The organism is Hyphomicrobiales bacterium (assembly GCA_016710435.1).
Lineage (GTDB): Bacteria > Pseudomonadota > Alphaproteobacteria > Rhizobiales > Aestuariivirgaceae > Aestuariivirga.
The window spans coordinates 2,553,497-2,579,066 of sequence record JADJVV010000001.1 but is presented as its reverse complement, the minus strand read 5'-3'; the positions used below and the strand labels follow the sequence as shown (position 1 = coordinate 2,579,066).

27 protein-coding genes and 1 riboswitch are annotated in these 25,570 nt (G+C 63.3%); of the genes, 13 read left to right on the top strand and 14 right to left on the bottom strand.

What is annotated here, in order from left to right:
* The first annotated feature begins 6 nt into the window (after positions 1-6).
* On the top strand, positions 7-924 hold the full coding sequence (locus tag IPM06_12530) for a M48 family metallopeptidase (GenBank protein MBK8771247.1): 918 nt from the start codon (positions 7-9) through the stop codon (positions 922-924).
* A gap of 1 nt (position 925) precedes the next feature.
* On the opposite strand, the gene genX is transcribed toward IPM06_12530, so the two are convergent.
* Complete coding sequence (gene genX / locus IPM06_12525) at positions 926-1,978, bottom strand: EF-P lysine aminoacylase GenX (protein ID MBK8771246.1); 1,053 nt, start codon at positions 1,976-1,978, stop codon at positions 926-928.
* Here genX and efp point away from each other — a divergent pair.
* Positions 1,919-2,647, top strand: coding sequence for an elongation factor P (efp, locus tag IPM06_12520; GenBank protein ID MBK8771245.1), 729 nt, complete (start codon positions 1,919-1,921; stop codon positions 2,645-2,647). The two genes, genX and efp, sit on opposite strands and share 60 nt — an antisense overlap.
* A 6-nt stretch (positions 2,648-2,653) precedes the next feature.
* Here efp and IPM06_12515 read toward each other — a convergent pair whose 3' ends face one another.
* Positions 2,654-3,859 (bottom strand): class I SAM-dependent RNA methyltransferase, encoded by a 1,206-nt coding sequence (locus tag IPM06_12515; protein MBK8771244.1) that lies wholly within the window; start codon positions 3,857-3,859, stop codon positions 2,654-2,656.
* Positions 3,856-4,485: a thiamine diphosphokinase gene (locus IPM06_12510; protein ID MBK8771243.1), complete on the bottom strand. Its 630-nt coding sequence runs from the start codon at positions 4,483-4,485 to the stop codon at positions 3,856-3,858. The genes IPM06_12515 and IPM06_12510 overlap by 4 nt, the downstream gene beginning before the upstream one ends.
* A gap of 77 nt (positions 4,486-4,562) precedes the next feature.
* A riboswitch (TPP riboswitch) is annotated at positions 4,563-4,674 on the top strand.
* A 46-nt stretch (positions 4,675-4,720) separates the two neighbouring features.
* On the opposite strand from IPM06_12510, the gene IPM06_12505 reads away from it, so the two are divergent.
* From IPM06_12505 to IPM06_12495, 3 genes are read left to right on the top strand one after another with little or no spacing between them, the layout of a single operon-like run.
* Complete coding sequence (locus tag IPM06_12505) at positions 4,721-5,716, top strand: thiamine ABC transporter substrate binding subunit (GenBank protein MBK8771242.1); 996 nt, start codon at positions 4,721-4,723, stop codon at positions 5,714-5,716.
* A 1-nt stretch (position 5,717) separates the two neighbouring features.
* Positions 5,718-7,223: an ABC transporter permease subunit gene (locus IPM06_12500; GenBank protein ID MBK8771241.1), complete on the top strand. Its 1,506-nt coding sequence runs from the start codon at positions 5,718-5,720 to the stop codon at positions 7,221-7,223.
* Positions 7,220-7,924: an ATP-binding cassette domain-containing protein gene (locus IPM06_12495; GenBank protein MBK8771240.1), complete on the top strand. Its 705-nt coding sequence runs from the start codon at positions 7,220-7,222 to the stop codon at positions 7,922-7,924. Before IPM06_12500 ends, IPM06_12495 begins: the two co-directional genes overlap by 4 nt.
* Before the next feature lie 2 nt (positions 7,925-7,926).
* Here the strand turns inward: IPM06_12495 and IPM06_12490 are convergent, their stop codons facing one another.
* Both IPM06_12490 and IPM06_12485 read right to left on the bottom strand, forming a co-directional pair.
* Positions 7,927-9,828, bottom strand: coding sequence for a DUF2207 domain-containing protein (locus IPM06_12490; GenBank protein MBK8771239.1), 1,902 nt, complete (start codon positions 9,826-9,828; stop codon positions 7,927-7,929).
* A gap of 5 nt (positions 9,829-9,833) precedes the next feature.
* Positions 9,834-10,397, bottom strand: coding sequence for a LemA family protein (locus IPM06_12485; GenBank protein ID MBK8771238.1), 564 nt, complete (start codon positions 10,395-10,397; stop codon positions 9,834-9,836).
* A 137-nt stretch (positions 10,398-10,534) separates the two neighbouring features.
* Between IPM06_12485 and IPM06_12480 the strand changes: the two genes are divergently transcribed.
* Genes IPM06_12480 through IPM06_12470 form a run of 3 tightly spaced genes read left to right on the top strand, consistent with a single transcriptional unit; the run spans position 10,535 to position 13,422 of the window.
* Positions 10,535-11,707, top strand: a complete 1,173-nt coding sequence (locus IPM06_12480) for a 2-aminoethylphosphonate--pyruvate transaminase (protein ID MBK8771237.1) — start codon at positions 10,535-10,537, stop codon at positions 11,705-11,707.
* An 8-nt stretch (positions 11,708-11,715) separates the two neighbouring features.
* The gene (locus IPM06_12475; protein ID MBK8771236.1) at positions 11,716-12,180 is read left to right on the top strand and encodes a hypothetical protein; all 465 of its coding nucleotides are present in this window, start codon (positions 11,716-11,718) and stop codon (positions 12,178-12,180) included.
* A gap of 18 nt (positions 12,181-12,198) precedes the next feature.
* Positions 12,199-13,422, top strand: a complete 1,224-nt coding sequence (locus tag IPM06_12470; protein ID MBK8771235.1) for a CoA transferase — start codon at positions 12,199-12,201, stop codon at positions 13,420-13,422.
* A 3-nt stretch (positions 13,423-13,425) separates the two neighbouring features.
* On the opposite strand, the gene IPM06_12465 is transcribed toward IPM06_12470, so the two are convergent.
* A complete protein-coding gene (locus tag IPM06_12465) occupies positions 13,426-14,091 on the bottom strand; it encodes an MBL fold metallo-hydrolase (protein MBK8771234.1) in 666 nt (221 codons plus the stop codon).
* An 87-nt stretch (positions 14,092-14,178) separates the two neighbouring features.
* On the opposite strand from IPM06_12465, the gene IPM06_12460 reads away from it, so the two are divergent.
* From IPM06_12460 to prmB, 3 genes are all read left to right on the top strand, one after another.
* A complete protein-coding gene (locus IPM06_12460) occupies positions 14,179-15,225 on the top strand; it encodes an MFS transporter (protein MBK8771233.1) in 1,047 nt (348 codons plus the stop codon).
* A gap of 111 nt (positions 15,226-15,336) precedes the next feature.
* Positions 15,337-16,482 (top strand): MFS transporter, encoded by a 1,146-nt coding sequence (locus IPM06_12455; GenBank protein MBK8771232.1) that lies wholly within the window; start codon positions 15,337-15,339, stop codon positions 16,480-16,482.
* A gap of 8 nt (positions 16,483-16,490) precedes the next feature.
* Entirely contained in the window at positions 16,491-17,390 is a 900-nt protein-coding gene (gene prmB, locus IPM06_12450; GenBank protein MBK8771231.1) for a 50S ribosomal protein L3 N(5)-glutamine methyltransferase, read from the top strand.
* 2 nt (positions 17,391-17,392) lie between these two features.
* On the opposite strand, the gene IPM06_12445 is transcribed toward prmB, so the two are convergent.
* From IPM06_12445 to IPM06_12435, 3 genes are read right to left on the bottom strand one after another with little or no spacing between them, the layout of a single operon-like run.
* On the bottom strand, positions 17,393-18,118 hold the full coding sequence (locus IPM06_12445; protein MBK8771230.1) for a type 1 glutamine amidotransferase: 726 nt from the start codon (positions 18,116-18,118) through the stop codon (positions 17,393-17,395).
* A gap of 6 nt (positions 18,119-18,124) precedes the next feature.
* Positions 18,125-18,775 (bottom strand): ribonuclease T2, encoded by a 651-nt coding sequence (locus tag IPM06_12440; protein MBK8771229.1) that lies wholly within the window; start codon positions 18,773-18,775, stop codon positions 18,125-18,127.
* Between the two features lie 2 nt (positions 18,776-18,777).
* Complete coding sequence (locus tag IPM06_12435) at positions 18,778-18,990, bottom strand: cold-shock protein (GenBank protein MBK8771228.1); 213 nt, start codon at positions 18,988-18,990, stop codon at positions 18,778-18,780.
* Between the two features lie 88 nt (positions 18,991-19,078).
* Between IPM06_12435 and IPM06_12430 the strand changes: the two genes are divergently transcribed.
* On the top strand, positions 19,079-19,678 hold the full coding sequence (locus tag IPM06_12430; GenBank protein ID MBK8771227.1) for a DUF922 domain-containing protein: 600 nt from the start codon (positions 19,079-19,081) through the stop codon (positions 19,676-19,678).
* Here IPM06_12430 and IPM06_12425 read toward each other — a convergent pair.
* The 4 genes from IPM06_12425 to petA form a co-directional block, all read right to left on the bottom strand.
* The gene (locus IPM06_12425; protein ID MBK8771226.1) at positions 19,675-20,553 is read right to left on the bottom strand and encodes an S-methyl-5'-thioadenosine phosphorylase; all 879 of its coding nucleotides are present in this window, start codon (positions 20,551-20,553) and stop codon (positions 19,675-19,677) included. The two genes, IPM06_12430 and IPM06_12425, sit on opposite strands and share 4 nt — an antisense overlap.
* Before the next feature lie 100 nt (positions 20,554-20,653).
* Complete coding sequence (locus IPM06_12420) at positions 20,654-21,463, bottom strand: cytochrome c1 (GenBank protein MBK8771225.1); 810 nt, start codon at positions 21,461-21,463, stop codon at positions 20,654-20,656.
* A gap of 14 nt (positions 21,464-21,477) precedes the next feature.
* A complete protein-coding gene (locus IPM06_12415; protein ID MBK8771224.1) occupies positions 21,478-22,725 on the bottom strand; it encodes a cytochrome b/b6 in 1,248 nt (415 codons plus the stop codon).
* Between the two features lie 12 nt (positions 22,726-22,737).
* Positions 22,738-23,409: a ubiquinol-cytochrome c reductase iron-sulfur subunit gene (gene petA / locus IPM06_12410; protein ID MBK8771223.1), complete on the bottom strand. Its 672-nt coding sequence runs from the start codon at positions 23,407-23,409 to the stop codon at positions 22,738-22,740.
* Positions 23,410-23,494: 85 nt separating this feature from the next.
* Between petA and IPM06_12405 the strand changes: the two genes are divergently transcribed.
* The gene (locus IPM06_12405; GenBank protein ID MBK8771222.1) at positions 23,495-23,968 is read left to right on the top strand and encodes a tRNA (cytidine(34)-2'-O)-methyltransferase; all 474 of its coding nucleotides are present in this window, start codon (positions 23,495-23,497) and stop codon (positions 23,966-23,968) included.
* On the opposite strand, the gene IPM06_12400 is transcribed toward IPM06_12405, so the two are convergent.
* Positions 23,943-25,358 (bottom strand): TadE/TadG family protein, encoded by a 1,416-nt coding sequence (locus IPM06_12400; protein ID MBK8771221.1) that lies wholly within the window; start codon positions 25,356-25,358, stop codon positions 23,943-23,945. The genes IPM06_12405 and IPM06_12400 overlap by 26 nt on opposite strands.
* Positions 25,359-25,570 lie beyond the last annotated feature (212 nt).

The window sequence follows — 25,570 nt, the reverse complement described above, 5'->3', positions numbered from 1 at the left end:
TGGCGCTTGATTTCAGGACCCGTAGTTTCTCTCACCATGGCACTCGTGGCCGTGGGGCTGAGCGGCTGCACCTCCGGTAACTCGGTCAGCTACCTTCTGCAACAGGAGAAGGCGCACTTCCGCAATTCCATGGCCAAGCAGATCGGGGCCTCGCCGCAGGAAATGCAGCGCGCCTTCGACACCACGCCGGATGCAGAACGGCGCCACGCCGAAGAACTGACAAACATGTGGGTGAAGAAGCTGGGCCGCTCCAGCGATACGGCCATGCAGAAGCACCTTCAAGGGGTCGTGGACCGTCTGGTGGCACCGCTCAACACCCAAGGCACGGACTACAAGGTAGTACTGGTGAAGGACCAGCAGATCAACGCCTTCACGCCGGGCGGCGGCATCATCGTGGTGCAGGAAGGCCTGCTCATGTATTGCGATACGGAAGCGCAGACCGCAGCGGTCCTGGCCCATGAAATCGCCCATGTGTTGCGCCACCATCCGATCCGCCAGCGGCAGATTGGCATTGTCCGCAAGGCAGGCCGCAGCCTCACCAAGGCAATCACGCCCGAGTCCATGGAACAAAGCCTCGGCAACCTGCTGCGCATCAGCGGCGGCGCCACCGTGAATGCCGCCATCCGCGCGCAGGAACGCGAGGCCGACAGCATCGCCATCGATATCCTTGTCGCTGCCGGATATGATCCGCAGGAAATGGTGGCCGTGCAACGCATCTTCCGGCAGTACGCGCCGCAGGGTTCGCGGCTGGCCAACATGATCTATGGCAGTCATCCCCTCTCCAAGGATCGCGAGGAAGCGGCGATCAAGAAGATCGAGGCCAGTTATCCTGGCATCGGCGGCGACGTGACGACGGCGAAGTTCGAGAAGCTGATCGCCGCCTATCACGAACGGCGCATGAAGAAGCTCACCTCAAAGATGTAGTTCAGGGGACGGGTGCCCACTGCACCTGGTCAATCCTTGTGGCACCCGCTGCCAGCATGATCACGCGGTCCATCCCCAGGGCCACACCTGCGGCAGGCGGCATCAGTGCGAGTGCCGCCAGCAACTCCTCATCAATCGGATAGCGCTCGCCATAGATGCGCTCCTTGATGTCCATCTCTTCCACGAAGCGGCGGCGCTGTTCCACGGGGTCGGTGAGTTCGCCGAAGCCGTTCGCCAGTTCAACGCCGCAGGCATAGATTTCAAATCGTTCCGCCACCCGCGCATCATGGCCGCAGGTGCGGGCCAGTGCGGCCTCGCAAGCGGGATATTCGTAGAGCACGGTCACATGATGGTTGCCGAGGTGCGGCTCCACCTTCTCCACCAGGATGCGGCTGAAAATGTCGGACCAGCTCTCTCCCTCGGCGAAGGCCACGGGTGAGACACGCGCCAGCGCATCCCTGTCCGGTCTGCCATCGGCATCAAGGGTCGCCAGCAGATCCACGCCGGCATGGTGCAGGAAGGCGTCGTTCACCGTCAGCCATTCTGCTTCCGTGTGGACTTCACATGCCCGGTCCCGCCAGTGCCAGAGGCTGTGGCCTGAGGTTTCCGCGGCAAGGCGCAGCAGCGCCAGCGTGTCGCCGATGACGGCGCGATACTCGGCGTTGGCGCGATACCATTCCAGCATGGTGAATTCAGGCGCATGGGTGGCGGTGCGCTCACGGTTGCGATAGACATGGCCCATCGAAAAGATGCGCGTCTCGCCAGCCGCCAGCAGCTTCTTGCAGGCAAATTCCGGCGAGGTGTGGAGATAACGGCGGTGGTGGCTGCCATCGTTGGCGATCAGGTCTGTGGCGAAGGCATGGAGGTGGGCCTCATTGCCGGGGGACACAGCCAGCGCGGGCACATCCACCTCAAGGAATCGGCGGCGGGCGAACCAGGTCCGGGTGGCGGCGAGGATGCGGTTCCGCGCCAGCAGGAAGGGCCGCCGGTCCTGATGGCGGTCCGGCGTGAACCAGGGCGATGCTGCGGGCTGATCCTGTGGCAAAATGGTAATATCCTTGTCCTGAGGCCCGGGGGTTGGCTTTCAGCATGCCCCCTGCTAAGAGCCGCCCAACTTTCATACACAATCGCAAATCAAGAGAGAATAACCGTGGTCAAAGTCATCGCCAGCGGCGTGCGCAAAGGTAACGTGATCGAGCACGAGGACGGCAAGCTCTATGTCGTTCTCAAGGCCGAAAGCATGCACCCGGGCAAGGGCACGCCCACCACCACCATCGACATGCGCCGCATCTCGGACGGCGTGAAGACCGTGGTGCGCTACAAGACCACGGACCCGCTGGAACGCGCCTTCGTCGAAACCATCACCCACACCTATCTCTACCAGGATGGCGACAACTACGTGTTCATGAACCCGTCCAACTATGAGCAGATCAACGTGCCGGCGGACATGCTGGGCGACTCCGCGCCCTTCCTGCAGGAAGGCATGGAATGCCAGGTGGCGCTGTTCAACGATGCGCCCATCTCCATCGAAATCCAGCAGCGCGTGACGCTGGAGATCACCGACACGGAACCGGCAATCAAGAACCAGACGGCCTCCTCGTCGTTCAAGCCGGCCGTTCTCTCCAATGGCGTGCGCACCATGGTGCCGCCGCACATCACGTCGGGCACGCGCATCGTCGTGGATACGTCGGACGGCTCATACGTGGAACGCGCCAAGGACTGAGGCAGGTCACTTCCTGCTGAAGACGCCCACCAGTTCGACGTGGGCCGTCCATTTGAACTGATCGACAGCCGTCACGGAACGCAGGGAGAAACCTCCCTGCGTTAATGTTTTGGCGTCACGCGCAAAGGTCTGGGCATCGCACGAGACATAGGTGACGTGGCCGACGGACGACGCCGCGAGGGTGCGGCACTGGGCTTCTGCGCCTGCCCGCGGCGGGTCGAGCACAGCCCAGGGGTACTCGCGCAATTCCACAGTGGTGAGCGGCGCGTTGAAGAGATTGCGCGTGCCGGCGGTGACTGGCTTCAGTCCCTTCGTCATGCGTGTGGCCTTCACCAGTGCATCGATGGCGGCACGGTCGGAGTCGAAGGCGGCCACGGGCATGGACTCGGCAAGGCGCAATGCGAATGTGCCCATGCCGGCGAAAAGATCGACCACGTTCCGCGCCCGCTTGGGCCGCGAGTCCAGGACAAGCCGCGCCAGTTCCGCCTCGCCCTTCTCCGTCGCCTGCAGGAAGGGCTGCACAGGCAGCGGCACCATGGCATTGCCGACGGCGACCACGGGTGGTGCGGCCATGGCAAAGACCTCGCCATTGACCGAGAGACGCAAAAGGTTGCGCGCATTGAACAGCGCGGAGAGTGCGGCACTGCGTTTGTCGGTGGCCTTGCGCTCGGCCTTCACGGCCACGTCGATGCCGTTGGCGGCGGCGGTCAGCGCCACATCGCAAGGGCCCAGCAGCTTGCCGAATTCCGCCGCGAGGGCGGGACTGTCGCGCAATGCCGGCACCAGCACCGGGCATTGGTTCAGGGGCGCGAGGTCGTGGGACTTCTGCTCCATGAAACCCGCGCACCACACGCCATCGATTTCGCGCACGTGCAGGCTGATGCGGCGACGGCCTTGGCCATGGGCATCGAGCAGAGGTGGCAGATCCACCGCGAGGTTCTGGCTTGCGAATTGCTGGCGCACCATTTCCAGCTTCCAGGCGCGGTAGGCATCCTCCTGCCAGTGCTGGAACTTGCAGCCGCCGCAGGTTGCGTAGTGCGGGCAGAACGGTTCGACGCGGTCTGGTGACGGGGTGATCACGCGCAGAAGACGTGAGCCCGCCAGGTCAACCGTTTCGCCCGCCAGCACTTTCGGCACGTGGCGCACGCCATCGGCCGTTTCCACAATGCCGTCGCCACGCTGGCCGAGACGGCTCACCACATGCTGCGTCATGACGGATACAACACCACCAGCGCCTCGCCTTCGGCGAGGCCGATTGCGGCCCGCCCGCCAAGGCATTCGTTGGAGAGGGTGAGGGTGGAACCGCGCGGCACGGCGCGCTCCTTCAGCGGCCAGCGCACGCCGGTCATGGTGAGGCCCTTGATCTCGGTGAGGGGAATCACCGACAGGCGCGTGCCTGCCGCGAGATCGACAAAGAGCAGCAGTTGCAGAAGCGCGTGTGCCTCTTCGTTGCCGCTGGTCAGCACGGCCTGGATGCCGCGCCTGGCCAACGCCATCAGCAACATGGCATGAGCGAGAACGTGATCGAACTGGCCGCCAAATCCGCCCACGAGAACGAGGTCGGTTGCTCCCTGCTTCAACGCCTCGCTGATGGCGATTTCACCGTCGGTTGAATCCTTGGCGGCGGGGAAGACGTGGCGCGGCACATGGGCGAACATGCGTTCGAGATCGCTGCCGGCGGAGTCGAAATCACCGACCCACAGTTCCGGCGAAAGGCCAAGTGCCGGGGCGTGGGCGATGCCGCTGTCGGCGGCAATCACGCGACTGCCCGCCACCTGCTTGCGCAGGCGGTCGGTCGGCGTCACATCGCCGCCCAGGAGAATTGTAAACTTGCTCATGTCTTCATGCGTTCCTTGCAGGCGTGCCTCTATCAGGTCCGGCTTGCCAGCGCGAGGGCTGTGCCCTAAACCTCGTCCCGCTCTCAACGGGGTGCTTGGTCCGCAAGGCCAGGCTGAGAGGCGGCCCGCCGCCAACCCGCTGAACCTGATCTGGATCATGCCAGCGTAGGGATTGCGAGCGGGTTGGCATCATGCCCCCTCCTCCAAGTCTCGATCTCTGGCGAATGGAGGACACATGAAGAAGATCATCCTTTCACTCGCCGCGTCGCTTCTCCTTGCAGCACCTGCATGGGCAAAGGACACGCTCACCATCTACACCTACGAGAGCTTCGTCTCCGAATGGGGACCGGGCACGGCCATCAAGGCCAACTTCGAAAAGACCTGCGACTGCTCGGTGGAATGGGTAGCGCTGGCCGATGGCGTGGCCATGCTCAACCGCCTGAAGCTGGAGGGCAAGGACACCAGGGCCGATGTGGTGCTGGGCCTCGATACAAACCTCACCGACGAGGCGCGGGGCCTGGGGCTGTTCGCTCCCCATGGCGTTGCCAATGTGCAGACCAATGTTCCGGGCGGCTGGACGGATGCAGATTTTCTGCCGTTCGACTACGGGCACTTCGCCATCGTCTACGACAGCGAAAAGATGAAATTGCCGCCCACCTCGCTTGACGAACTCGTCAACGGCGATCCGGCGCAGAAGATCGTGCTGGAAGACCCGCGGTCGTCCACGCCCGGCCTCGGCTTTCTGTTGTGGATGAAGTCGGTCTACGGCGACAAGGCGGCGGAGGCTTGGAAGAAGCTGAAGCCCCGTATCCTCACCACCACGCCCGGCTGGTCGGAGGCTTACGGGCTTTTCACCAAGGGCGAGGCGCCGATGGTGTTCTCCTACGTGACGTCGCCTGCCTATCATATCGAAGTTGAAAAGACGGAACGCTACAAGGCGGCGGCCTTCAAGGAGGGCCACTACCTGCAGGTGGAGGTGGCGGGGGCCATTGCATCCTCGCCGGAACTGCCGCTGGCGCGGAGGTTCCTCGCCTTCATGCTGACGCCTGCCTTCCAGAACGAAATTCCCGCCACCAACTGGATGCTGCCCGCAGGCACTACCGACAAGCCGCTCCCTGCGGCCTTCGGCAAGATCATCGCGCCGGAGAAGACGCTGCAATTCACACCCGCCGAGGTGAACGCCAACCGCCGCACGTGGATCGACGAGTGGCTGAACGCGATCAGCGGATAGCATGACGCCATCGCCCCGCCTTGCATGGTTCGCTCCTGCCGTGGTGATCGCCGCGGCAGCGGCGGGTTTTGTGCCGCTGCTTTCATTCGCGCTGATGCAGGGCGGGCAGTTCGCGCTCGACGCCTATGTCTGGCGCATTCTCGGATTCACCTTGCTGCAGGCGGGTCTGTCAACGCTGCTCTCGCTGTTGTTGGCGCTGCCGGCGGCGCGCGCGCTGGCTTTCCGGAATTTTCCGGGGCGTATCCTGATCCTCGCACTCCTTGCCGTGCCGCAGGCACTGCCGTCGATCGTCGTGGTGCTGGCGCTGGTGGAACTCTACGGCACCTCCGGCCGGCTGGGCGGCTGGTTCAACCTCTATGGACTCGGCGGCATTCTGCTGGCGCATGTGTTCTTCAACCTGCCGCTGGCCCTGCGCTTCTGCCTTGAGGCGCTGGAGGGCGTGACGCCGGAGAACCTGCGGCTGGCGGACCAGTTGGGATTCACCTCAGCCGCGCGCTGGCGTCATGTGGAGTGGCCGGCGCTGCGGCCCCTGTTGCCCCGCCTCGCGGCGCTGATCTTTCTGCTCTGCGCGGCGAGCTTCGTCGTGGTGCTGACCTTCGGCGGTCCGGCGGCCACAACCCTGGAAGTCGCCATCTACCAATCGCTGCGCATGGATTTCGATGTGTCACGGGCCGTGACGCTTGCGCTCGTGCAAGTCGTGCTCTGCCTGGTGCTTGTGCTGCTGGCAGGGCAACTTGCGTCACCTGTTCCCGCCGAGGCGCGGCTGCGCACCGTTGCGCCGCCGCGCGCGCGCATGGGTGTGGTGGGCATGGCGAGCGTCGTGCTGGCCGTGCTGCTGGTGCTGCCGCCGCTCGCCGCACTGACGGAGTCGGGCATCACCGCCTTCCACCTGCGGGCCACGCTGGTGCAGGCCTTTGGCACCAGTGTTCTGGTGGCCACGCTCAGTGCTGCGCTCAGTCTCGCACTGGCGTGGGCGATTGCCTTGTTGCAGGTGCGCCGGGCCGCGTGGCGCGGGTTCCTCAGTGCCGTGAGCCTGATCGGCCTTATCCTGCCGCCTGCGGTGCTGGCGACGGGATGGTTCCTGCTGCTGCGCGGACTCATCACTGGTCCTGCTTCAAGCATCATCTTGATATCGTGCCTCAACGCCTTGATGGCATTACCTTTTTGTGTGACGCTGCTGACAGGCGCCATCTCCGCGCAGATGTTGCCATTGGACCGGCTTTGCGCGCAGGTCGGCCTCTCCGGCTGGCAACGCTTCCGCCTGATTGACGGGCCAGACCTGATGCGGCCCCTGGCACAGGCCTTCCTCATGGCCTTCGTGCTGTCCTTCGGCGACCTCACGGCCATTCTGCTTCTGGGATCGCAGGGCGTGATCACGCTGCCCTCGCTCATTGCCTCCGAGATGGGGCAGTATCGGGCCGCGTCGGCACAAGGCACGGCTTTGCTGCTGGCGGCACTCTGCATGGCGGGCGCCCTGGTTGCCAACCGGTTGGGACGAAGGACATGATGATCCGCATCGACAAGAGCCTCTACCGCCACGGCAGCTTTGCGCTGGCGATCGACCTGCGCATCCCGCGCGGTGCTCTCGCGGCGGTCCTGGGGCCGAGCGGGTCGGGCAAGTCCACGCTGCTGAATGTGATCGCAGGATTCGAGCCGTTGGCCACGGGCAGCGTGTTCCTTGACGGCAGGGACATGACGCTCTCCCCTCCGGCGGAGCGGCCTGTCACCGCCGTGTTCCAGGATCACAACACCTTCGCGCATCTGGACGCGTGGCAGAACGTGGCGCTTGGACTCTCGCCCGTGCTGTCGCTGGACAGCGGGCAGCGCGCCGCCGTGGACCGGGCGCTTGATCTCGTTGGCCTTGCCAGCATGGCGAAGCGCCTGCCGGGCGACATGTCGGGAGGTGAACGCCAGCGCATCGCCATTGCCCGCGTGCTGGTGCGCAAGCGCCCGATCCTGCTGCTGGACGAGGCGTTTGCGGCGCTTGGCCCCGGCCTTCGCCGCGAAATGCTGCGGCTTGTGAAGGCCCTGCACCGGAGCGAGGGGCTGACCACGCTCATGGTGACGCATCAGCCTGAAGACGCGCGGCACATGGCGGACAGCGTCGTCTTCGTGGATGCGGGCGTGGCCCGTGCGCCGGTCGACACGGCGAAATTCTTTGCCTCGCACGATGCTCAGGTGAAAACCTATCTCGGTGCGTGGACGTGACGTTACCAGCCTGAGCCGCCGCCACCGCCGCCGCCACCACCGGAGAATCCTCCGCCGCTTGATCCCGAAGAGGACCCCGGCGCCACGGACGCCGACGAGATCGAAGAGGCCAGGCCGGAACTCAAATCACGGCTGAAGCCGCCGCTGCTCCAGTTGCTGCCGTGATACCAGGAGGGGCTGGCGCCCACCGCAGCGCCTGCCGCCGCGGCCGCCGCCAGAACCGCCGCGAACTTGGCGTTCCATTCGTTCTCGCAATCCAGTGCCATGGCGTAGGGCAAGTAGCGCTCGAACAATTCCGGCGTCTTTTCGGGCGGGTTGAGAATCTTCAGGCGTTCCTCCTCCGCTGTCGTCATGTACATGCGGAAGCCTTCGATCTGATCGAGCACGGCGCGGCCCCTGGGCGTGGGGGCTTTCAGCAGCCAGTAGAAAATCAGGTTGAACAGCGCGAGGCAGACCGCGCCGATGATGAAGAAGATTACGGGCCAGGACGTGCCCATGCCTGCGAAGGCGGCCGTCGGCACGGCCACGCCGCCCACCACGAAGGGCAGCAGGAAGATTGCGCCCATCACGGCCTTCAGCTTGGAGAAGAATCCCTTGCCGCCGAACCCGGACAGCATGGACCACCCCACAGTGATCACCACACCCCACCAGATCGCTGAGAAGATGGCCGCAAAGGCCACAACAGCGCCTTCGCCGGACGGCATCATGAAACCGGAAATCATCAAGCCGACGCCAGAAAGCACAGCGCCGATCATGAACCAGCGGAAATTCCGGAGGAACATGGTGCCGTCATACTCGTCGTTGAGGGCACCCTGGATGGCGCTGCGGGCGGTATTGACGGCGATGTGATTGCCGCGCTTGAGGTTGAGCGTGCCCGAAGGCAGCGCCTGCAACAGGTGCTTCTCCGTCACGGTCAAGGGCTCATTGCCACCACCGCCGCGGGTGATGCTGTAGTCGCCGTCGTCGTCGGTGATGACGAGGCGCTTCTTCACGGCCAGGCCGACGAGTGCCGACGCAAAGCCCTCGTTGTCGAAGCGCTGTTTCCAGATGTAGCGGGTGCCGGCGGGTCCGAGGCCTTGCGGAGGAAAGAAGAGCGGAACGATGGTTCCACCCGGCGGATCGCGCCCGACCTTGTTCCAGGCATAGAAGTAATAGGCACCGACGCCGAGGACGGTCAGACCCAGCAGGAAGTAGCCGAGATTGTCCATGATCCACCACCAGCGCTTCTGCGACGCGGTGGGGGGGGCAACGATGCCTTTCTGCCAGGACACAGCGGCGGTGAAGCCTTCCTTCGGCTCAAGACGCCGGGTGGTTTCCGCCACGAAGACATTGCCGCCGGAATTGGTGACGCGCGCATCCTTGCCGTTGTCGCCATAGCCGCCGGTATAGAGCGCATACTGCCCCGTTTGCGCGCCCGCGGGAAGGCGGATCAGGACCTGCGCGTGTTCGATGGGAAACGTCCAGCCGTTGCCGGTGACGTTCCAGTAAAGTTCGTCAAACTTGTCGAAGAAACCGATCTGCCGCGTGGTGTGATAGGTGATCTTGTAGGTGTGCTGGCCGTCGTCGAGGAAGACGTCCTTGTTGCCGATCTTGATGGAAACCCCGTTCGAGACATAACTCGTGCTCCACGTCTCGCCATTGCCATCGCGGGAGATGCCGGTAACAGAGAAGCCCACTTCGACGCGCTGTCCGTAGCGGTCGGTGTAGGTCGTGGGGAAATCGCGGATGATGCCGTGGCGGATCTGGTTGCCTTCCACCTGCACGGCAATTGTTTCCCGCACATCGAGAGAGCCGTCGGCATTCACCGTCACATCGGAGACGAAATTCCGGATCGCTTCCTCGGCCGTGGCGGAAGACGCCAGGCCGAGGACGGCAATCAGCAGCGCTCCGAGCCACCTCAGCATGGCGGTCAGCGCGTCTTGAAATCGACCTTCGGCGTCTCGCGCTGGGCCGGATCGCCGATCTCGAAGAACTCCGCCTTGGCGAAGTGGAAGACGTTGGCAATGATGTTGGACGGGAATGACTCGATCATGGTGTTGAGGTTCCGCACCGCGCCATTGTAGTAGCGGCGCGACATCTGAATTTCATCCTCGACGCCCGACAGCTTGTCCTGCAAGTCGCGGAAATTCGCGTCCGCTTTCAGTTCCGGATAGGCCTCGGCAATGGCGAAGAGGCGGCCCAGGGCGGCCGACATGGCCTGCCCCACCGCCGACTGGTCGGCCACGCTGCCGCCTGCGATCGACTTGGCGCGCAGTTCGGCGAGATCGCGGAAGATCTTGTCCTCATGGCTGGCGTAACCTTTCACCGTTTCCACGAGGTTGGGGATGAGATCGGCGCGGCGCTTCAACTGCACATCGATGCCGCTCCAGCCTTCGGCTACGAGGTTCTTGTTCGAGACGAGCGCGTTGTATCCGTAGACAAGATAACCGGCGGCAACCACAAGCAGCGCCAGAACAATGTAACCAAACGTCATGAAAGAGCCTCCCGCAAAGCAGGTGGTATTATGGGCTTGTCCAGCTTGCAGGCAAGAGGCGCATTTGAGGCTTTCATTTGCCGCTTGACTTGAGCAAAAGGGAGGTCTTCCGGCACAGCCGGAAGCGGGAGTGATTCATGAACCACGTCTATTTTGTGCCGCCCCGTTTCAAGGGGCCGCCGGGGCAGGAAGACATGCCGTACCTGCTCACCGCAGGTCCGGTCACGACTTCGCGCGCGGCCAAGATCGCGATGCTCGCAGACCATGGCCCGGACGACGGCGAATTCCGCGGCCTCATCTCTGACATCCGGCGCGACCTGAAGCGGCTCTCGGGCGCAGGTTCTTCGCATGAAGTCCTGCTCGTGCCTGGCCCCGGCCTCCTCGCGGTGGAGGCGGCGCTCACCTCCCTTGCACCGGCCAAGCGCAAAAAGACCCTCGTCATCTCCAATGGCCGCGATGCGGATGCGGCGACCGCCATTCTGGTCAAGATGGATCGGCCGGTGGTGAAGCTGGACAAGGCTGAAAATGCCACGCCAACGGTTGCGGAGGTTGCGGCACTTCTCGATGCGGATCACGACATCAGCCATGTCTGGATGAGCCATTGCGACAGCACGTCGGGACTGGTCAATCCGGTGGGTGATATCGGCAAGCTCGTGAAGGAGCGCAACAAGACCTTCATGGTGGATGCATCGCTGAGCTTCGGCGCCATGCCGCTCGATGTGATCGGCGACCAGCTGGACGTGATGGTGGCCGTTCCCGAAACGTGTCTCGAAAGCGTGCCGGGGTTCGCCATTGTCGCGGTGCGGCGCGATCTGCTCCTCTCCGCCGCCGGCAAGTGTCCCTCGCAGGCGATGGACCTGCACGCGCTGTGGGAGACGCAGGAAGGTGCAGGGCATTTCCGCATGACGCCCCCGACACAGGCCTTCGCCGCATTCCGGCAGGCCTTGCGGGAATTGGAAACGGAGGGCGGCATCGGCATGCGGCGCGCGCGTTACCAGCGCAATGCCCAGGAACTGATCACGCGCATGCGGGCCATGGGTTTCACCCCGCTCCTGGCGGAAGGCGATGCAGGTCCGCTGGTGCAATGCTTCCTCGCACCCCGCGACAAGAAATTCGACTTCGCGCTGTTCCAGGAGGGCCTGCGCCAACGCGGCTACCTGATCGCGCCGGGACAGCTCGGCAAGCGCGCCAGTTTCCGCGTGGGCGGCATGGGACAGGTGGACCACAAGGTCATCAAGGGATTTGCCGGCGCCGTGGAAGCCGTACTGAAGGACCTCGACGTGCAGGAATTCACGCCGCAGGACGCTTGACCCCGCCCATGAACCGCAGCCTCAGTGAGATCGAAGCCCATGCCCGCGCCGCCCTTGCGCGCCACGGCCATGGCGACGTTGCAGACTTCGCAGGCCCCGCCTGCGCCTTTCTGGAAGGCGTTGGCTATGCCGGCCTGAAACTGCTGGCTGAAGCGCTGAATGACAGCGTGACAACGGCCACGCTGGAAAAGGACCTGATGGGCCTCGACCTGCATTCCGTGTCCTGCGTCTTCAGTGGCGCTGATGTGGAACGTCTGCAGCGGGAACATGGCCGTCTGTTCCTCCGCAACGTGCGCCACGGGCTCTATCTTCTGCCCGGCAGCGTGCAGGGCAATTATGCCATCGGCTGCCCGGTTGATCCCGGCTTTGCGCTGGGAGGCGAGCGCACGAAAAATCCGTACACGGAGAAACTCGGCCTCGCGGCGCAGAACGGCGTCGCGGTGGATGATTCACTCTGGCAATCCCTCGCTTGACGATACGCAGGACACATCATGGCAGGCCCCCTTTCCGGCATTCGCGTTCTTGACCTCACCCGGGTGCTGGCCGGGCCATGGGCCACGCAGATGCTCGCCGATTTCGGTGCCGAGGTGGTGAAGATCGAGAAGCCCGGCGAGGGCGATGACACGCGGGGTTGGGGCCCGCCCTTTCTCACCAATCCGGATGGATCTCGCGGGGATGCCGCCTATTTCCAGTCCGCCAACCGCGGCAAGTGGTCAGTCTGCATCGACATGGCACAGGCCGAGGGCCAGAAGCTCATTCGCGCGCTGGCGGCGCAGGCGGACGTGGTGATCGAAAACTTCAAGGTGGGCGGGCTCAAGAAATACGGGCTCGACTACGAGAGCCTGAAGGCGGTCAATCCGCGCCTCATCTATTGTTCGATCACGGGTTTTGGCCAGAACGGGCCCTATGCGCAGCGTGCAGGCTATGACTTCATGATCCAGGGCATCGGCGGCATCATGTCGGTGACGGGCCAGCCGGATGGCGCCTCCGGTGCCGAACCCATGAAAGTGGGCGTGGCCTTCGCGGATATCTTCACCGGCCTTCATGCCGTCATCGGTATCGAGGCCGCCCTGTTCCACCGCGAACGCAGCGGCGAAGGGCAGTATCTCGATCTTGCGCTGCTCGACTCGCAGGTGGCGGTGCTGGCAAACCAGGCTCTGAATTATCTGGTGGGCGGCAAGGCCCCCACGCGGCTGGGCAATGCCCACCCCAACATCGTGCCCTACCAGACCTTCGAGACGGCCAACGGCTACATCATCATGGCGGTTGGCACGGATCGTCAGTATGCGGAATACTGCACCATCATCGGTGCGCCGCATCTCGCGGAGGACGAGCGCTTCAAGACCAACCGTGGCCGGGTCGAACACCGCGCCGCGCTCATCCCCCTGCTTCGCCCCTTCATGCTGGCGCGCACGACGGGAGAATGGGTGGAAGCCTTCGAAGCCGCCGCCGTGCCCTGCGGCCCCATCAACAGCATCGATCAGGTCTTCGCCAATCCGCAGGTGATCGCCCGCGGATTGCAAGTGGGCCTCACGCGCGACGACGGCGTGCAGGTGCCGGGTGTGGCCAACCCCATCGTATTTTCAGAAACACCCGTCTCCTACGACAAACCTCCGCCACGGCTGGGTGACGGCACGGAAAAGGTGCTGCGCGAACGGCTCGGCCTCGATGCCGCAGCCATCACCGAACTGCGCGGCAAGGGCGTCGTCGGGTGAGCGCTAAGCCTGTCCCGTGAGGAACGGGTTGCTGGTGCGTTCGTCGCCGATGCGGCTGGCGGGGCCGTGACCGGGTAGGAAGACCACGTCGTCGCCCAGCGGCAGCACCTTCTCGCGGATGGACGACAGCAGCGTCTCGTGGCTGCCGCCCGGCAGGTCGGTGCGGCCGATGGAGCCCTGGAACAGCACGTCACCCATGAGAGCGAAATGGTTGGCGGCGTTGAAGAACACCACCGACCCCGGCGAGTGGCCCGGCGCATGCACAATTGCGAAGGAGAAGCCCGCTGCTTCCACCGTGTCGCCATCCTTCAGCCAGCGGTCCGGCGTCACCTCGCGGGCGTTCGCCATGCCATAGCGCGCGCCCGATTGGGGCAGATTGTCGAGCAGGAACTTGTCGCCCTCATGGGGGCCTTCGATCCTGACCTTGAGCTTCTCGCGCAATTCCGCCGCACCACCGGCGTGATCGATGTGGCCATGGGTGAGCAGGATCTTCTCGATGGTGAGGCCCATCTTGGCGATGGCCTCCATGATCATGTCGACATCGCCGCCGGGATCGACGACCGCGCCCCGCTTTGAATCGTTGTCATAGATGATGGAACAGTTCTGCTGGAAGCCCGTGACCGGCACGACGGCGACGCGGAAGGGTGTTGGTGTGTTCTGCTGTGACATGGCAAAGGCGCATAGCCGCCCTCCCCTGCAAGCGCAACTGGAGCGGTCGCCCTTGCCACCCGCAACGGCCACAGCTACCACCCATGGATGATTTTCACCGATACGCGCATCGTTACAGGAACACTGGTCGCCGCCCTTGCGACGGTGGGCGTGTGCGATGTGGCCTTCGGCCTGACACTGCAATTGCAGCCGCTGATCATGGATGCGCGCGGCATTCCCGCCTGGCTGATCGGCGTCAACACCGCGGCCGGCGCCATCGGCGTGCTGACGGCAGGCCCGGTTCTTCCGCGCCTTATTGCGGCATGGGGGGCGCGGCGCGTGGCCTTCATCTCCATCCTGGTGATTGTCGGGTGTCTCGCGGCCATGGCGCTGCTGCCGCCACCCTGGTGGTGGTTCGGCTTCCGCTTCTTCCTCGGTGCCTCCATCGGGTCGCTGTTCACCGTGAGCGAGACCTGGGTGCTGACAGTGGCGACCGACGCCAACCGGGGGCGGCTGATGGGCATTTATACCTCCATGCTTTCGGTCACGTTCGCGGTAGGTCCAACGATCCTGCCCTTCACCGGAATCGAAGGCCTGCTGCCGTGGCTGATCTGTATCACCTTCGTGGCGGCCGGGCTTGTGCCGCTGGCGCTTGTTTCGATTCAGGATGCGAGTGGCGAGGGTGAACATGGCAGCATCATGAATGTGCTGCGGCGCGCTCCCGTGCTGTTTGCCTGCATTGCCGCCGCCACGATTTTCGACAGCGTCATCATCTCGTTCTTCTCCATCTTTGCGCAACGGAACGGCATCCCCCTCGCCTCGGCCAGCAGCATGCTGGCGGCGGGCATTGTTTCAGGCGTGGTGTTCTTCTACCCGCTCGGCATGTGGGCCGACCGCTGGAGCAAGAACGGCGTGGTGCTGCTCTGCGCGCTGACAACCGTGCTGTCCTGCCTGCTGCTGCCCGTCGCCATCACCTCGCCGTTCATCTGGCCGCTGGTGGTGGTGATCTTCAACGGAGCCTTCGGTGTCTATGTCGTGGCGCTCGCCATCATCGGCGATGTGTTCAAGGGCAAGGACATGGTGGCGGCCTCGGCCACCGTCGCGGCCATGTGGGGCTGGGCGGCATCATCGGCCCTCCCATCGCTGGCACCGTGATCGACAATTTCAGCATCAATGCCTTCCCGCTTGTGCTCGCTGGATTCTACGCCTTGCTGCTGCTGGGCCTTCTGGCGCAGGGCGGCCGCGTGGCAAGAACGGCCTGACACCATGAACGGCCAGCGCCTCATCAATCTCATTGCCGCGATTTCGGCAGTCACGGTCTTCGGCTTCACGCTGGGGCTGATGTTCCCGCTGCTGGCGCTCATCATGGAATCGCGCGGACTCAGCCCGGACGTGATCGGCTACAATGCCGCCATGCAGCCGCTCGGTATTACGCTTTCGCTGTTCTTCATCCCGGTGGCGGTGCATTACTTCGGAACGAAACGTACCGTCATCGGCGCGGCGGTCATGACGGCCGTCGTGATCTGCATGTATCCCTTCGCGCCGATCTTCTGGGCCTGGTTCGGCCTGCGCATCCTGCACGGATTCTTCGTGTCCACATTGTTCGCCATCAGCGAGGCGTGGATCGTGAAGTTTGCGGAAGGGCCGTGGCGGTCGCGCATCGTGGCGCTCTACACCAGCGTCATGGCGCTCAGCTTCGGCGGCGGACCGTCGCTCATCTCCATCACCGGCATCGAGGGGGCGCTGCCGTTCCTCATCGGCGCCCTTGTGCTGGTTTCCGCCACCATTCCCATCCTGTTCGTGAAGGACGAAGAGGTGGACGAGGAGGACGAGCGGGCGCTCAGTGTCATCGGCTTCGTGCGCAAGGCACCGATCCTTATTCTTGCCGTCGGCGCCTTTGCGGTGGCGGATGCGGCGTTCCTCAGCTTCCTGCCCGTGTTCGGGGTGAAGAAGGGCATGACGCAGGAAACCGCGGCGCTGGCACTCACCTTCTTCATCCTCGGCAATACCGTGTTGCAGTTCCCCATCGGCTGGCTTGCGGACCACATGAACAAGCGTGTGGTGATCGCCGTCTGCGCCGCCGTAACGGCGCTTTGCACCGCCCTCTTTCCTGCCACCTTCGGCACTGTGCCATTCTGGATTTTGCTGCTGGTGGGCGGCGCAGCTTCGGCCGGCATGTACACGGTGGCACTCGCTGAACTGGGAGACCGGTTCTCCGGTCACGAACTCACCACCGGAACCGCCTGTTTCTCAACCATGTGGGGCGTAGGAGCACTTCTCGGGGCGCTCGGAACGGGTGTGGTGTTCAACCGCTTCGGGCCGGACGGCATGCCCTATGGCCTCGCGTTGGTGCTGGCCGCGTTCTTTTGCATCATGCTTCTGAACTTGCGGAGCCCGCCCAAGGCCGCGTAAGTGGGCCCATGAGCGCCACCGAACTTGTCACCATCCGCGATTTTCTCCGCCATGCCGTCAGCAGTTTCCGGGCGGCCGGCCTGGTGCATGGCCACGGCACCAGCAGCGTCATCGACGAAGCGGCTTTCATCATCCTGGAAACGCTGCACCTGCCGGTGGACAACATCAATCCCTGGCTCGATGCGCGTCTGACCAAGGCGGAACGCACAGCCCTCGCCCGCATCATCGCCACGCGCGTGAAGACGCGGAAGCCCGCCGCCTATCTGCTCAAGAAGACCTACATGCACGGCGTTCCCTTCTTCGTGGACGAGCGGGTGATCGTGCCGCGCTCCTACATCGGCGAACTGCTGATGAACGGGACGCTGGGGCCGGACGGCATCGGCCTCTACGAGACGCCGGCAGCGATCGGCAGCGTGCTCGACCTCTGCACGGGTTCGGGTTGCCTCGCGGTACTGGCGGCGATGACCTTCGAGGATGCCACCATCGATGCCGTTGACCTGTCGAAGGATGCGCTGGCGGTGGCCAAGGTGAATGTGAAGGACCACGATCTCGTGGACCGCATCAGCCTGCACCGGGGCGACCTGTTCGCGCCGCTGAATGACCGCCGCTATGACCTCATCATCACCAACCCGCCCTACGTGGCGCGGGCCGAGGTGAAGGCCTTTCCGGCGGAATACAAGCACGAGCCGGTGATGGCCCATCTTGGCGGCGATGACGGCTTCGACCTTGTGCGCCGCATTCTGGCCGATGCGCCGAAGCATCTCACGGCAGATGGTGTGCTGGTGTGCGAGATCGGCACGGGCCGCGACCTTCTCGAAGCAGACTTCCCGCAATTGCCCTTCATCTGGGTAGACAGCGAGGAGAGCGAGGGCGAAGTCTTCGCGCTGCGGGCGCGTGACCTCGCCTGAACCTACTTCACAAGGCCTGAAACGCTCTTGAAATTGTCCCACATGCGCCGCGTGGCCTTCTGCATGCCGGGCATCAGCGGATAACTTTCGTGCAGCAGGCGCTGATAGGCGCCGGGGCCGTTGAGCTTCTCCAGCATTTCGATATAGCCGGGCAGCGATGACCATCCCGCCACGGTCTGCGGGCTGAACTCGCAATGGAACTGGGTGGAGAGGGCGTGATCGCCGATGGCCAGCGCCTGCACGCCGGTGCGGGCGGATTGCGCCAGCACGCGGCCGCTCTGGGGCACACGCTTCACTTCGGCATGGTGCCACTGCATCACCTTCTGGGTCTCGGGCATGCCGGACATGAGAGGTGATGACTTGCCGTCCTCCGTCAACGCCACGTCGAAAACGCCGACTTCGCCTTCATCCGCCGGGGCCACTTCGCCGCCCAACCCGGTGGCCAGCAACTGGTGGCCGAGGCATACGCCGAAATACGGCTTGGCGCGGTCCCACACCCATTCGCGGATCGCTTCCTTCTCGGCCTTGAGGTAGGGGTAGTCCTCCTCCTGCCAGGTGTCCTGCGCGCCCCCCAGCACGAACATGAAATCAAATCCGGCAAGCGGCGGGATCTCCTGTCCTTCAAACATGCGGACAGGAACGGGTACGAGGCCGTCCTCGGCGAACCAGTCGAGGAAGCGGCCGGGGTGGTCGTGATTCATGTGTTGCAGGATGAGGGCTTTTTTCATGGTCTCTCAGCGGACATGGGGCATGACAAGTGTTCTGGCACGGCAGGCGCGCTGTTCGTTGGTGCCACAGGCGGCAAAATTGCCACGCCTGTCCAGGCACACGCGAAGTTCCGACAGGCGCGCCTCGTCACGGGCGTTGCCGCATTGCACCGACAGCATGGATGCCGTCAGGTCGCGGTTGGTCTTGACGAAATCGGTGACGAGTTGGTCCGGCGTGGTGGTCACATCTGCGGTGGGTGAAAGATAGCGCGCCGGAATGCGGATCTTCTCGAACAGCAGGCGCACGGCGCGGAAGTAATCCGCTTGGCTCACACCCGCACAGGTGCCGTGCTTCTTCCATTCGTGGATGATCAGCTTTCGCGACGGCATGATCTTCATCATGCTGTCGATGGTGCCCTCCTCCACCCAGCCTTCGCGAGTCTCGCAGTTTTCGGGCCAGCCCTTGGTGTATTGCGGCCACAGGCCGTGGACCACGAAGGCGAAGCGGCGGCCTGGCGCACACTGGCTGTTGTCGTTCTCGCCGGCGGGGCTGGCGCAATAGGTGGGCGACCACGACAGCGAGAGCACGAAATAATCAAAGACGCCGCTCTGGGGCCCGCGCGCTCCGGCGGGACAGGCGAACATCAGGAGCATCAGGAGAGCGGTGAAGAAACGCATGTCTATTCCAGTTGCAGGTTCACGGCCTGGGGGCCACGGCCCTTGGCATCGTCCTGGGTGATGAAGGTGAGGCGCATGCCGTCTTCCAGCCAGGGTACGCCGGCACGCTGCACGGTGGAAACATGGACGAAAATGTCACGGCCGCCATCATCCGGCGAAATGAAGCCGAATCCCTTTTCCCGGTTGAAGAATTTCACAATGCCAGCGCGGCGCATGCAGCGGCTCCCCAAACCCTTATGGGGAAAGGCGCTTTGCCGTGCAAGGCGGTTGACAATCGGGGCTCTCGCCCGCCAATCGGAGGATATGAAAACGTTCGTATCAGCCCTGCTCCTCATCGCGCTCGGCACTCCCGCCCTTGGCGCTTCCGGCGAAAGTTCCGCCGTGGTGCCCTATCCGGTGAAGGGCCGCACGGCGCGGGAAATCTATGACGACATCAAGCTCAATGCGCCGCGCATCGCCCCAAATGCCACCTTTGCCTTCACCGCCATGGCCACCAAGACTGTGAAGGCCCACAAGGTGGATGGCGCGGGCTGTCACTACAAGGGCTTCACCACCTCGGTCATCTACAACTTCTTCATTCCGCAATTGGCCGGGGGCAGCACTCTGAAGGCGGGCGTGGCAAAGAAGTGGACCGACTTCACAGCCTATCTGCAAACCCACGAGGAAGGCCACCGGGACATCTGGCGGGCGTGCTTCAAGCAGTATGATGCCCAGGCCGTGAAACTCACCGGGTCCGACTGCAAGGACCTCGACGTGCAACGCGAGGCCCTGTTCACCGGCATCAAGCAAGCCTGCGTGCAGAAGGATGAAGATTACGACGTCATCTTCCGCAAGGCCGTGGTGAACCACCCCTTCATGCGCGAGGCGCTGAAGCCTGGCGGTGACAACGGGCGGAAGGACTAGGCACGCGCGCCCAGCACACGGCCCGCCACGGCATCCAGTTTCTTCACGAGGTTCGCATCGCGCTTTTCCGGCGCGGTCATGATGGCGAAATCGAGGGCGCGGTCGGAGCCGAGGGGGCACGGCGGATGTTCACGCGGGAAGTCCGCCGCAAGACGCAACACGAAGCGCTTCGCCAGCGCGCTGTTGCCCTTCATCGTCTGCACCACCTGCGCCACGTCGACGGCATCGTGGGTGGGGTGCCAGGCATCGAAATCCGTCACCATGGCGATCGTGGCGTAGCAAAGCTCGGCTTCGCGGGCGAGCTTGGCTTCGGGCATGTTGGTCATGCCGATCACGGAAGCACCCCAGGCGCGGTGCAGGTTCGATTCCGCCAGCGTGGAAAACTGCGGTCCTTCCATGACCACATAGGTGCCGTTGGTGGCATGTGGAATATTTTCTGATTTCAATGACTTGATCGCCAATGCTGCCAAACCGGGCGAAACCGGATGGGCGAAGGGCACATGCGCGACACAGCCCGTTCCGAAGAAGGAACTGGCGCGCAGATGGGTGCGGTCGATGAACTGGTCGACGACGACAAAGGTGCCGGGCGTGAGTTCTTCCTTCAGTGACCCCACGGCGGAGAGCGAGATCACATCCGTCACACCGGCGCGCTTCAGCACGTCGATGTTGGCGCGGTAGTTGATGCTGGAGGGGGAGTAGACATGGCCCCGTCCGTGACGCGGCAGGAAAACCACCGGGAGGCCGCTGATTTCGCCGCAGCGCAATTGGTCTGACGGTTCGCCCCACGGGCTCGTCACCGTCTCCCAGCGGGCATTGTCCATGGGCACGTCATAGACGCCAGAGCCACCAATGATGCCGAGGACGGATTGAGACATGGGGGGCTCCGGGTTTGTGGGTGGCGGACGCTAGATGAAAATGAAAAGGGGCTGCCGAAGCAACCCCTATTCTCTATTTGCGATTTGCTGCCCGCCCTGCTCAGTGCGCGTCGGCCCAGATCTTCTTCTTGACCAGATAGAGCATGGCCGTGAGGGCGGCGAGATAGAGGAGGACCATGAAGCCGGTTTGCTTGCGGTCTTCCATCTTGGGTTCGGCGGTCCACGTCAAGAACGCCGAGACGTCCCTGGCCATGGCGTCGACCGTGTTGGGGGCGCCGTCATCGAACGTCACCTGGCCGTCTGCCAGCGGAGGCGGCATGCCGATCCAGTGGCCCGCGCCGAAGTACGGGTTGTAGTATTTGCCTTCCGGCTGCTCGGCGGCGAGTTCACCTTCCGGTGTCTCGTAGCCCGTGAGCACGGAGTAGACATACTGCGGACCACCGATGCCGTTCCACAGCTGGTTGAACGTGCCAAACCAGCCGGGACGCGACTTGGTGAGGAGCGACAGGTCGGGCGGAGCCGCGCCACCGTTGGCCGACTTCGCCGCTTCCGCATTGGGGAACGGCGATGGGAAGGCATCGGACGGCAGGCCGGGGCGGTCGAACATTTCGCCGCTGGCGTCAGGGCCATCCTTCACGGTGTACGTCGCCGCGAGCGCCTTCACCTGCTCTTCGTTGAAGATGCCGCCTTCAGAGAGATTGCGGAACTTCACGAAGCGCGCGGAATGGCAGTTGGCGCAGACTTCCTTGTAGACCTTGTAGCCGCGCTGCAGCTGCTGGCGGTCAAAGGTGCCGAAGGGACCTTCGAAGGAGAAGCTGATCCCCTTCGCCGTCTTCTGGCCTTCAGCGGCGATGGCGGAGCCGCTGGCGAGCAGCAATCCGGCAAGGGCGAGTGATGCAAGTTTCTTCATGTCTCTTCTCCGGATCACTCAGCAGGCGCCAGCTTGGACTTCGACTTCGACAGCACATCATCGGAGATGGAAGCCGGCAGCGGCTTGGGGCTTTCAAGAAGTCCGAGCAGCGGCAGGATGATGATGAAGTGGGCGAAGTAGTAGGCCGTCAGGATGCGGGCCCACATCACGTAGATGCCGTCGGCGGGCTTCGAGCCGAGATAACCCAGCGCGACGCAGACGATGGCGAAGATCCAGAAGAAGCCCTTGAAGATCGGGCGGTACGAGCCCGAGCGCACGCGCGAGGTGTCGAGCCACGGCAGCAGGAACAGGATCAGGATCGAGCCGAACATGGCGATGACACCGCCAAGTTTGGACGGGATGGCGCGCAGGATCGCGTAGAACGGCAGGTAATACCATTCCGGCACGATATGCGCGGGCGTCACCAGCGGATTGGCGGGCTCGTAGTTGATGGCGTGGCCGAGGTAGTTCGGGCCGTAGAAAAGCCAGGCCGCGAAGAACATCAGGAACACGGCAATCGCGAAGGCATCCTTCATCGTGTAGTAGGGATGGAAGGGCAGCGTGTCCTGTCCGCTCTTCACTTCAACGCCGGTGGGGTTGGCATTGCCCGGCACGTGCAGCGCCCAGATATGCAGGCCGACAACGGCAGCGAGCACGAAGGGCAGCAGGTAGTGCAGTGAGAAGAAGCGGTTCAGCGTCGGGTTATCAATTGAATATCCGCCCCACAGCCAGGTCGTGATCGAGTCGCCGAACAGCGGAATGGCCGAGAACAAGTTGGTGATGACCTTGGCACCCCAGAAGCTCATCTGGCCCCAGGGCAGCACGTAGCCCATGAAGGCTGTTGCCATCATGATCAGGTAGATGACAACGCCGATCATCCAGAGCACTTCACGCGGCGCCTTGTAGGAGCCGTAGTACATGCCGCGGAACATGTGGATGTAGACGGCAATGAAGAACATGGAAGCGCCGTTGGCGTGCATGTAGCGCAAGAGCCAGCCGTAGTTCACGTCGCGCATGATGTGCTCGACGGAGTCGAAGGCCATGGAGGTGTGCGGCGTGTAGTGCATCACCAGCACGATGCCGCTGATGATCTGCACGACCAGCATGACGGCAAGGATGCCGCCGAAGGTCCACCAGTAATTCAGGTTCTTGGGCGTCGGGAAGTCCAGTGCCTGGGCCTTCACGAGCGCGTAGATCGGCAAGCGATCGTTCATCCACTTTCCGAAAGCGGTGGTGGGGGTATAGGTTGAATGTCCGGCCATTGTTGTGGTTCCTCAGCCGATCTTGATCTTGGTGTCGGATACGTATGAATAGACCGGCACGTGGAGGTTCTCCGGTGCGGGGCCTTTGCGGATGCGGCCGGCAGTGTCGTAGTGCGAGCCGTGGCAGGGGCAGAACCAGCCGCCCAGCTTCTGCGAACCTTCGACGACGGCGAATTCCTTGGCGGGGTTGTCACCCTGCGGCACGCAGCCGAGGTGGGTGCAAACGCCCATCATGACGAGGAACTGCTCGTGGCCCTTGAGCACACGGTTCTCGTCGGTGGCGGGATCGCCGTCCTTGCCGTTGTCGTTGCGGGCGACCGGGTCCTTCAGGTCTTCCATCTTCACGGCCTTGGCCGCTTCGATTTCCTTGGGGCCGCGGTGGCGGACGATGACGGGGTTGCCGCGCCACTTGATGGTCACTTCCTGGCCTTCCGCCAGCGGTGCCAGGTCGAACTCGATGGAGGCAAGGGCCTTCACCGAAGCGTCCGGGTTCATCTGGTGGATGAAGGGCCAGGCGACCAGCGCCGTGCCGACTGCGCCCAGGGCGCCCGTTGCAATATAAAGAAAGTCACGCCGTGTGACGTCCGCATGTTCTGCTGTGGCCACGTCCCTGTTCCCTCGTGTTACAAGACAAGCCGCGCGGGAGGCCCCCCGAACGGTTTCAAATCGGGGGCGTTTTGACATTGGTCATGCGGGAAGTCCAGCCAAAGGTTGTCGCAGTGAACAGGCTGCTCCCCTGCTCTGCCGGAATGGTCTAAGCTCGTGGAACATGATCGAAATCGCGCTTTTCCAGCCGGATATCGCCGGCAATGCGGGCACCATCGCCCGGTTGGCCGCATGCTTCGGGCTGTCTGTCACCATCATTGAACCTGCAGGCTTCGCCTGGAGCGATTCTGCCCTGCGGCGGGCGGGGATGGACTATCTCGACACCGTAGCCCTGCGCCGGGCGGCATCCTGGCAGGATTTCCGGGAGGGGCTGGCGGGCAAGCGCCTCGTGCTGCTCACCACCCGTTCATCCCTTGGTTACCTGGATTTCCGCTTTGCGGCAGGCGACGTGCTGCTGCTGGGTCGGGAAAGCGCCGGCGTTCCGGACGAGGTTCACGCCGCGGCGGATGCGCGCATCACAATCCCCATGAAGGCGGGCCTGCGCTCACTCAACGTGGCGCTGGCCTGCGCCATGGTCACGGGCGAGGCCTTGCGGCAGCTTCAGCCCGGCCTCACTTCGACAGCCGTGTCGCCATGAGGGCATTGGCAATGTCGCGGAAGGCCGTGTTGAGAGCGGTCGCGTCATTCGCGGTGAAGGCCTTGGAGGGATCACTCGCGCAATTCGCCAGAAGTGTTTTCGCGCTGGCGTCCGTCACCATGAAGGACACGGTATAGACCGTGATCCCGTCCTTCTTCGCATTTTCGCAGACGTCGGCGGTGTTCTTGTTGGCGAGGGTGACATCCGAGCCATCATGCCGGATATAGTCGACATTGAGCGGCGACAGGGTGTTGGCACCGTCGGTCATCAGGACGAGCGCCTTCGTACCCCCGTTGTCCTTCATCCAGGACTTGGTCTTGGCGCCGACGATGGGCTCCGATGAATCGAGCATATTCCATCCCCACAGCACTCCCGGCTCGACATAGGTGTTGCCGACGCCCACCATTGCATCAATGGCGGTGTTGAGGTCCGTCTTGTTGTCGGTAAGGGGCGTCAGTTCGCTGGCGCAGGATACGTTGTAGCCCCAATAGTCCTTGATGATTCCGGTGTACTTGTTGGCGAGGCCGTTGATCTTGATGTCGTTCGGCGCTGTGCGCGACCCGACGCAACCTTTCCAGTTGTAGTTGATCGTGTAGGTACCGTTGCAAGTCGTGACCGGAGTTCCATAGTTCCAGTCACAGACCTCCGTTGTGTAAGTGTTGGGAACGCCATCGTTGTAACCCGTGTAGGTCTCCATGTGGCAGTTCGTCTTGGTGGCATCCGGATAGCTGCTGCTGCAATTGGGTGCCGTTGCCGAAGTATCGGCGGGCACGTCGATCCAGCTCTTGCTGCGGTTGGCGAGGCCGACGTTGACGTAGTTGGAGAACGGAACAATGCCGATCTTCACATAGGCTCCGGAGGTCGAGCCTGCGTCCAGAACAGAATCGACAAGGGATTTTGCAGCGGTCTTGAGGGCCGGCAGACGCCCCTGGTAATTCATGGACTCGGTGTTGTCCAAGGCCAGCACCACCTCAAGGCCGTTGCCGCCTGTCTTCACTTCGGCCGTTGCGCTGATGTCGAGTTCCGTGATGCCGGCAAGGAACATGAAGTTGGTCTTCAATTTACCGTCGATGGTCACGGTGAAGGTGCGCTTGGACTTGTCCAGCTTCTGTTTCATCGACTTCACCGATGAGAGCGCATTTTCCGCGTCGTTTGCGTCGAGAAAATCGCGCACCAGGGTGTTCAGCTCCGCATCACTGGTCTTTTTCGAAGACGCACCGGCGATTGCCGCAGCATCGGCGGCGGCTTGCAGCACCGTACGCGTCTGGTTCACGCGCACCATGTCAACAGCGGCACCTGCTCCCAGCAGCAGCGGCACGGCTGCCAGCGAGAACATGATGGCCGTGTTGCCGGTCCGATCACGGAAGAAGCGCCCCAGAACGCTTTTCATGTTGATACTACTCCTCAACGATTTCGCCGTCAGGTTGCGCACTAACCTATAAGGTTGGGTTGTTTGCCGTGGTTGACGAGATCGTAACGGCGCAACCACCGTTTTGGCCTGACACGTTGTTCGGTCCATGCAAGCACATGTATTCGCGCGGTTTTGCCGCGCCCTGCAGGCGACCGTGGCAAAGCGCGCAAGAATGCCTTAACCACGGCCCC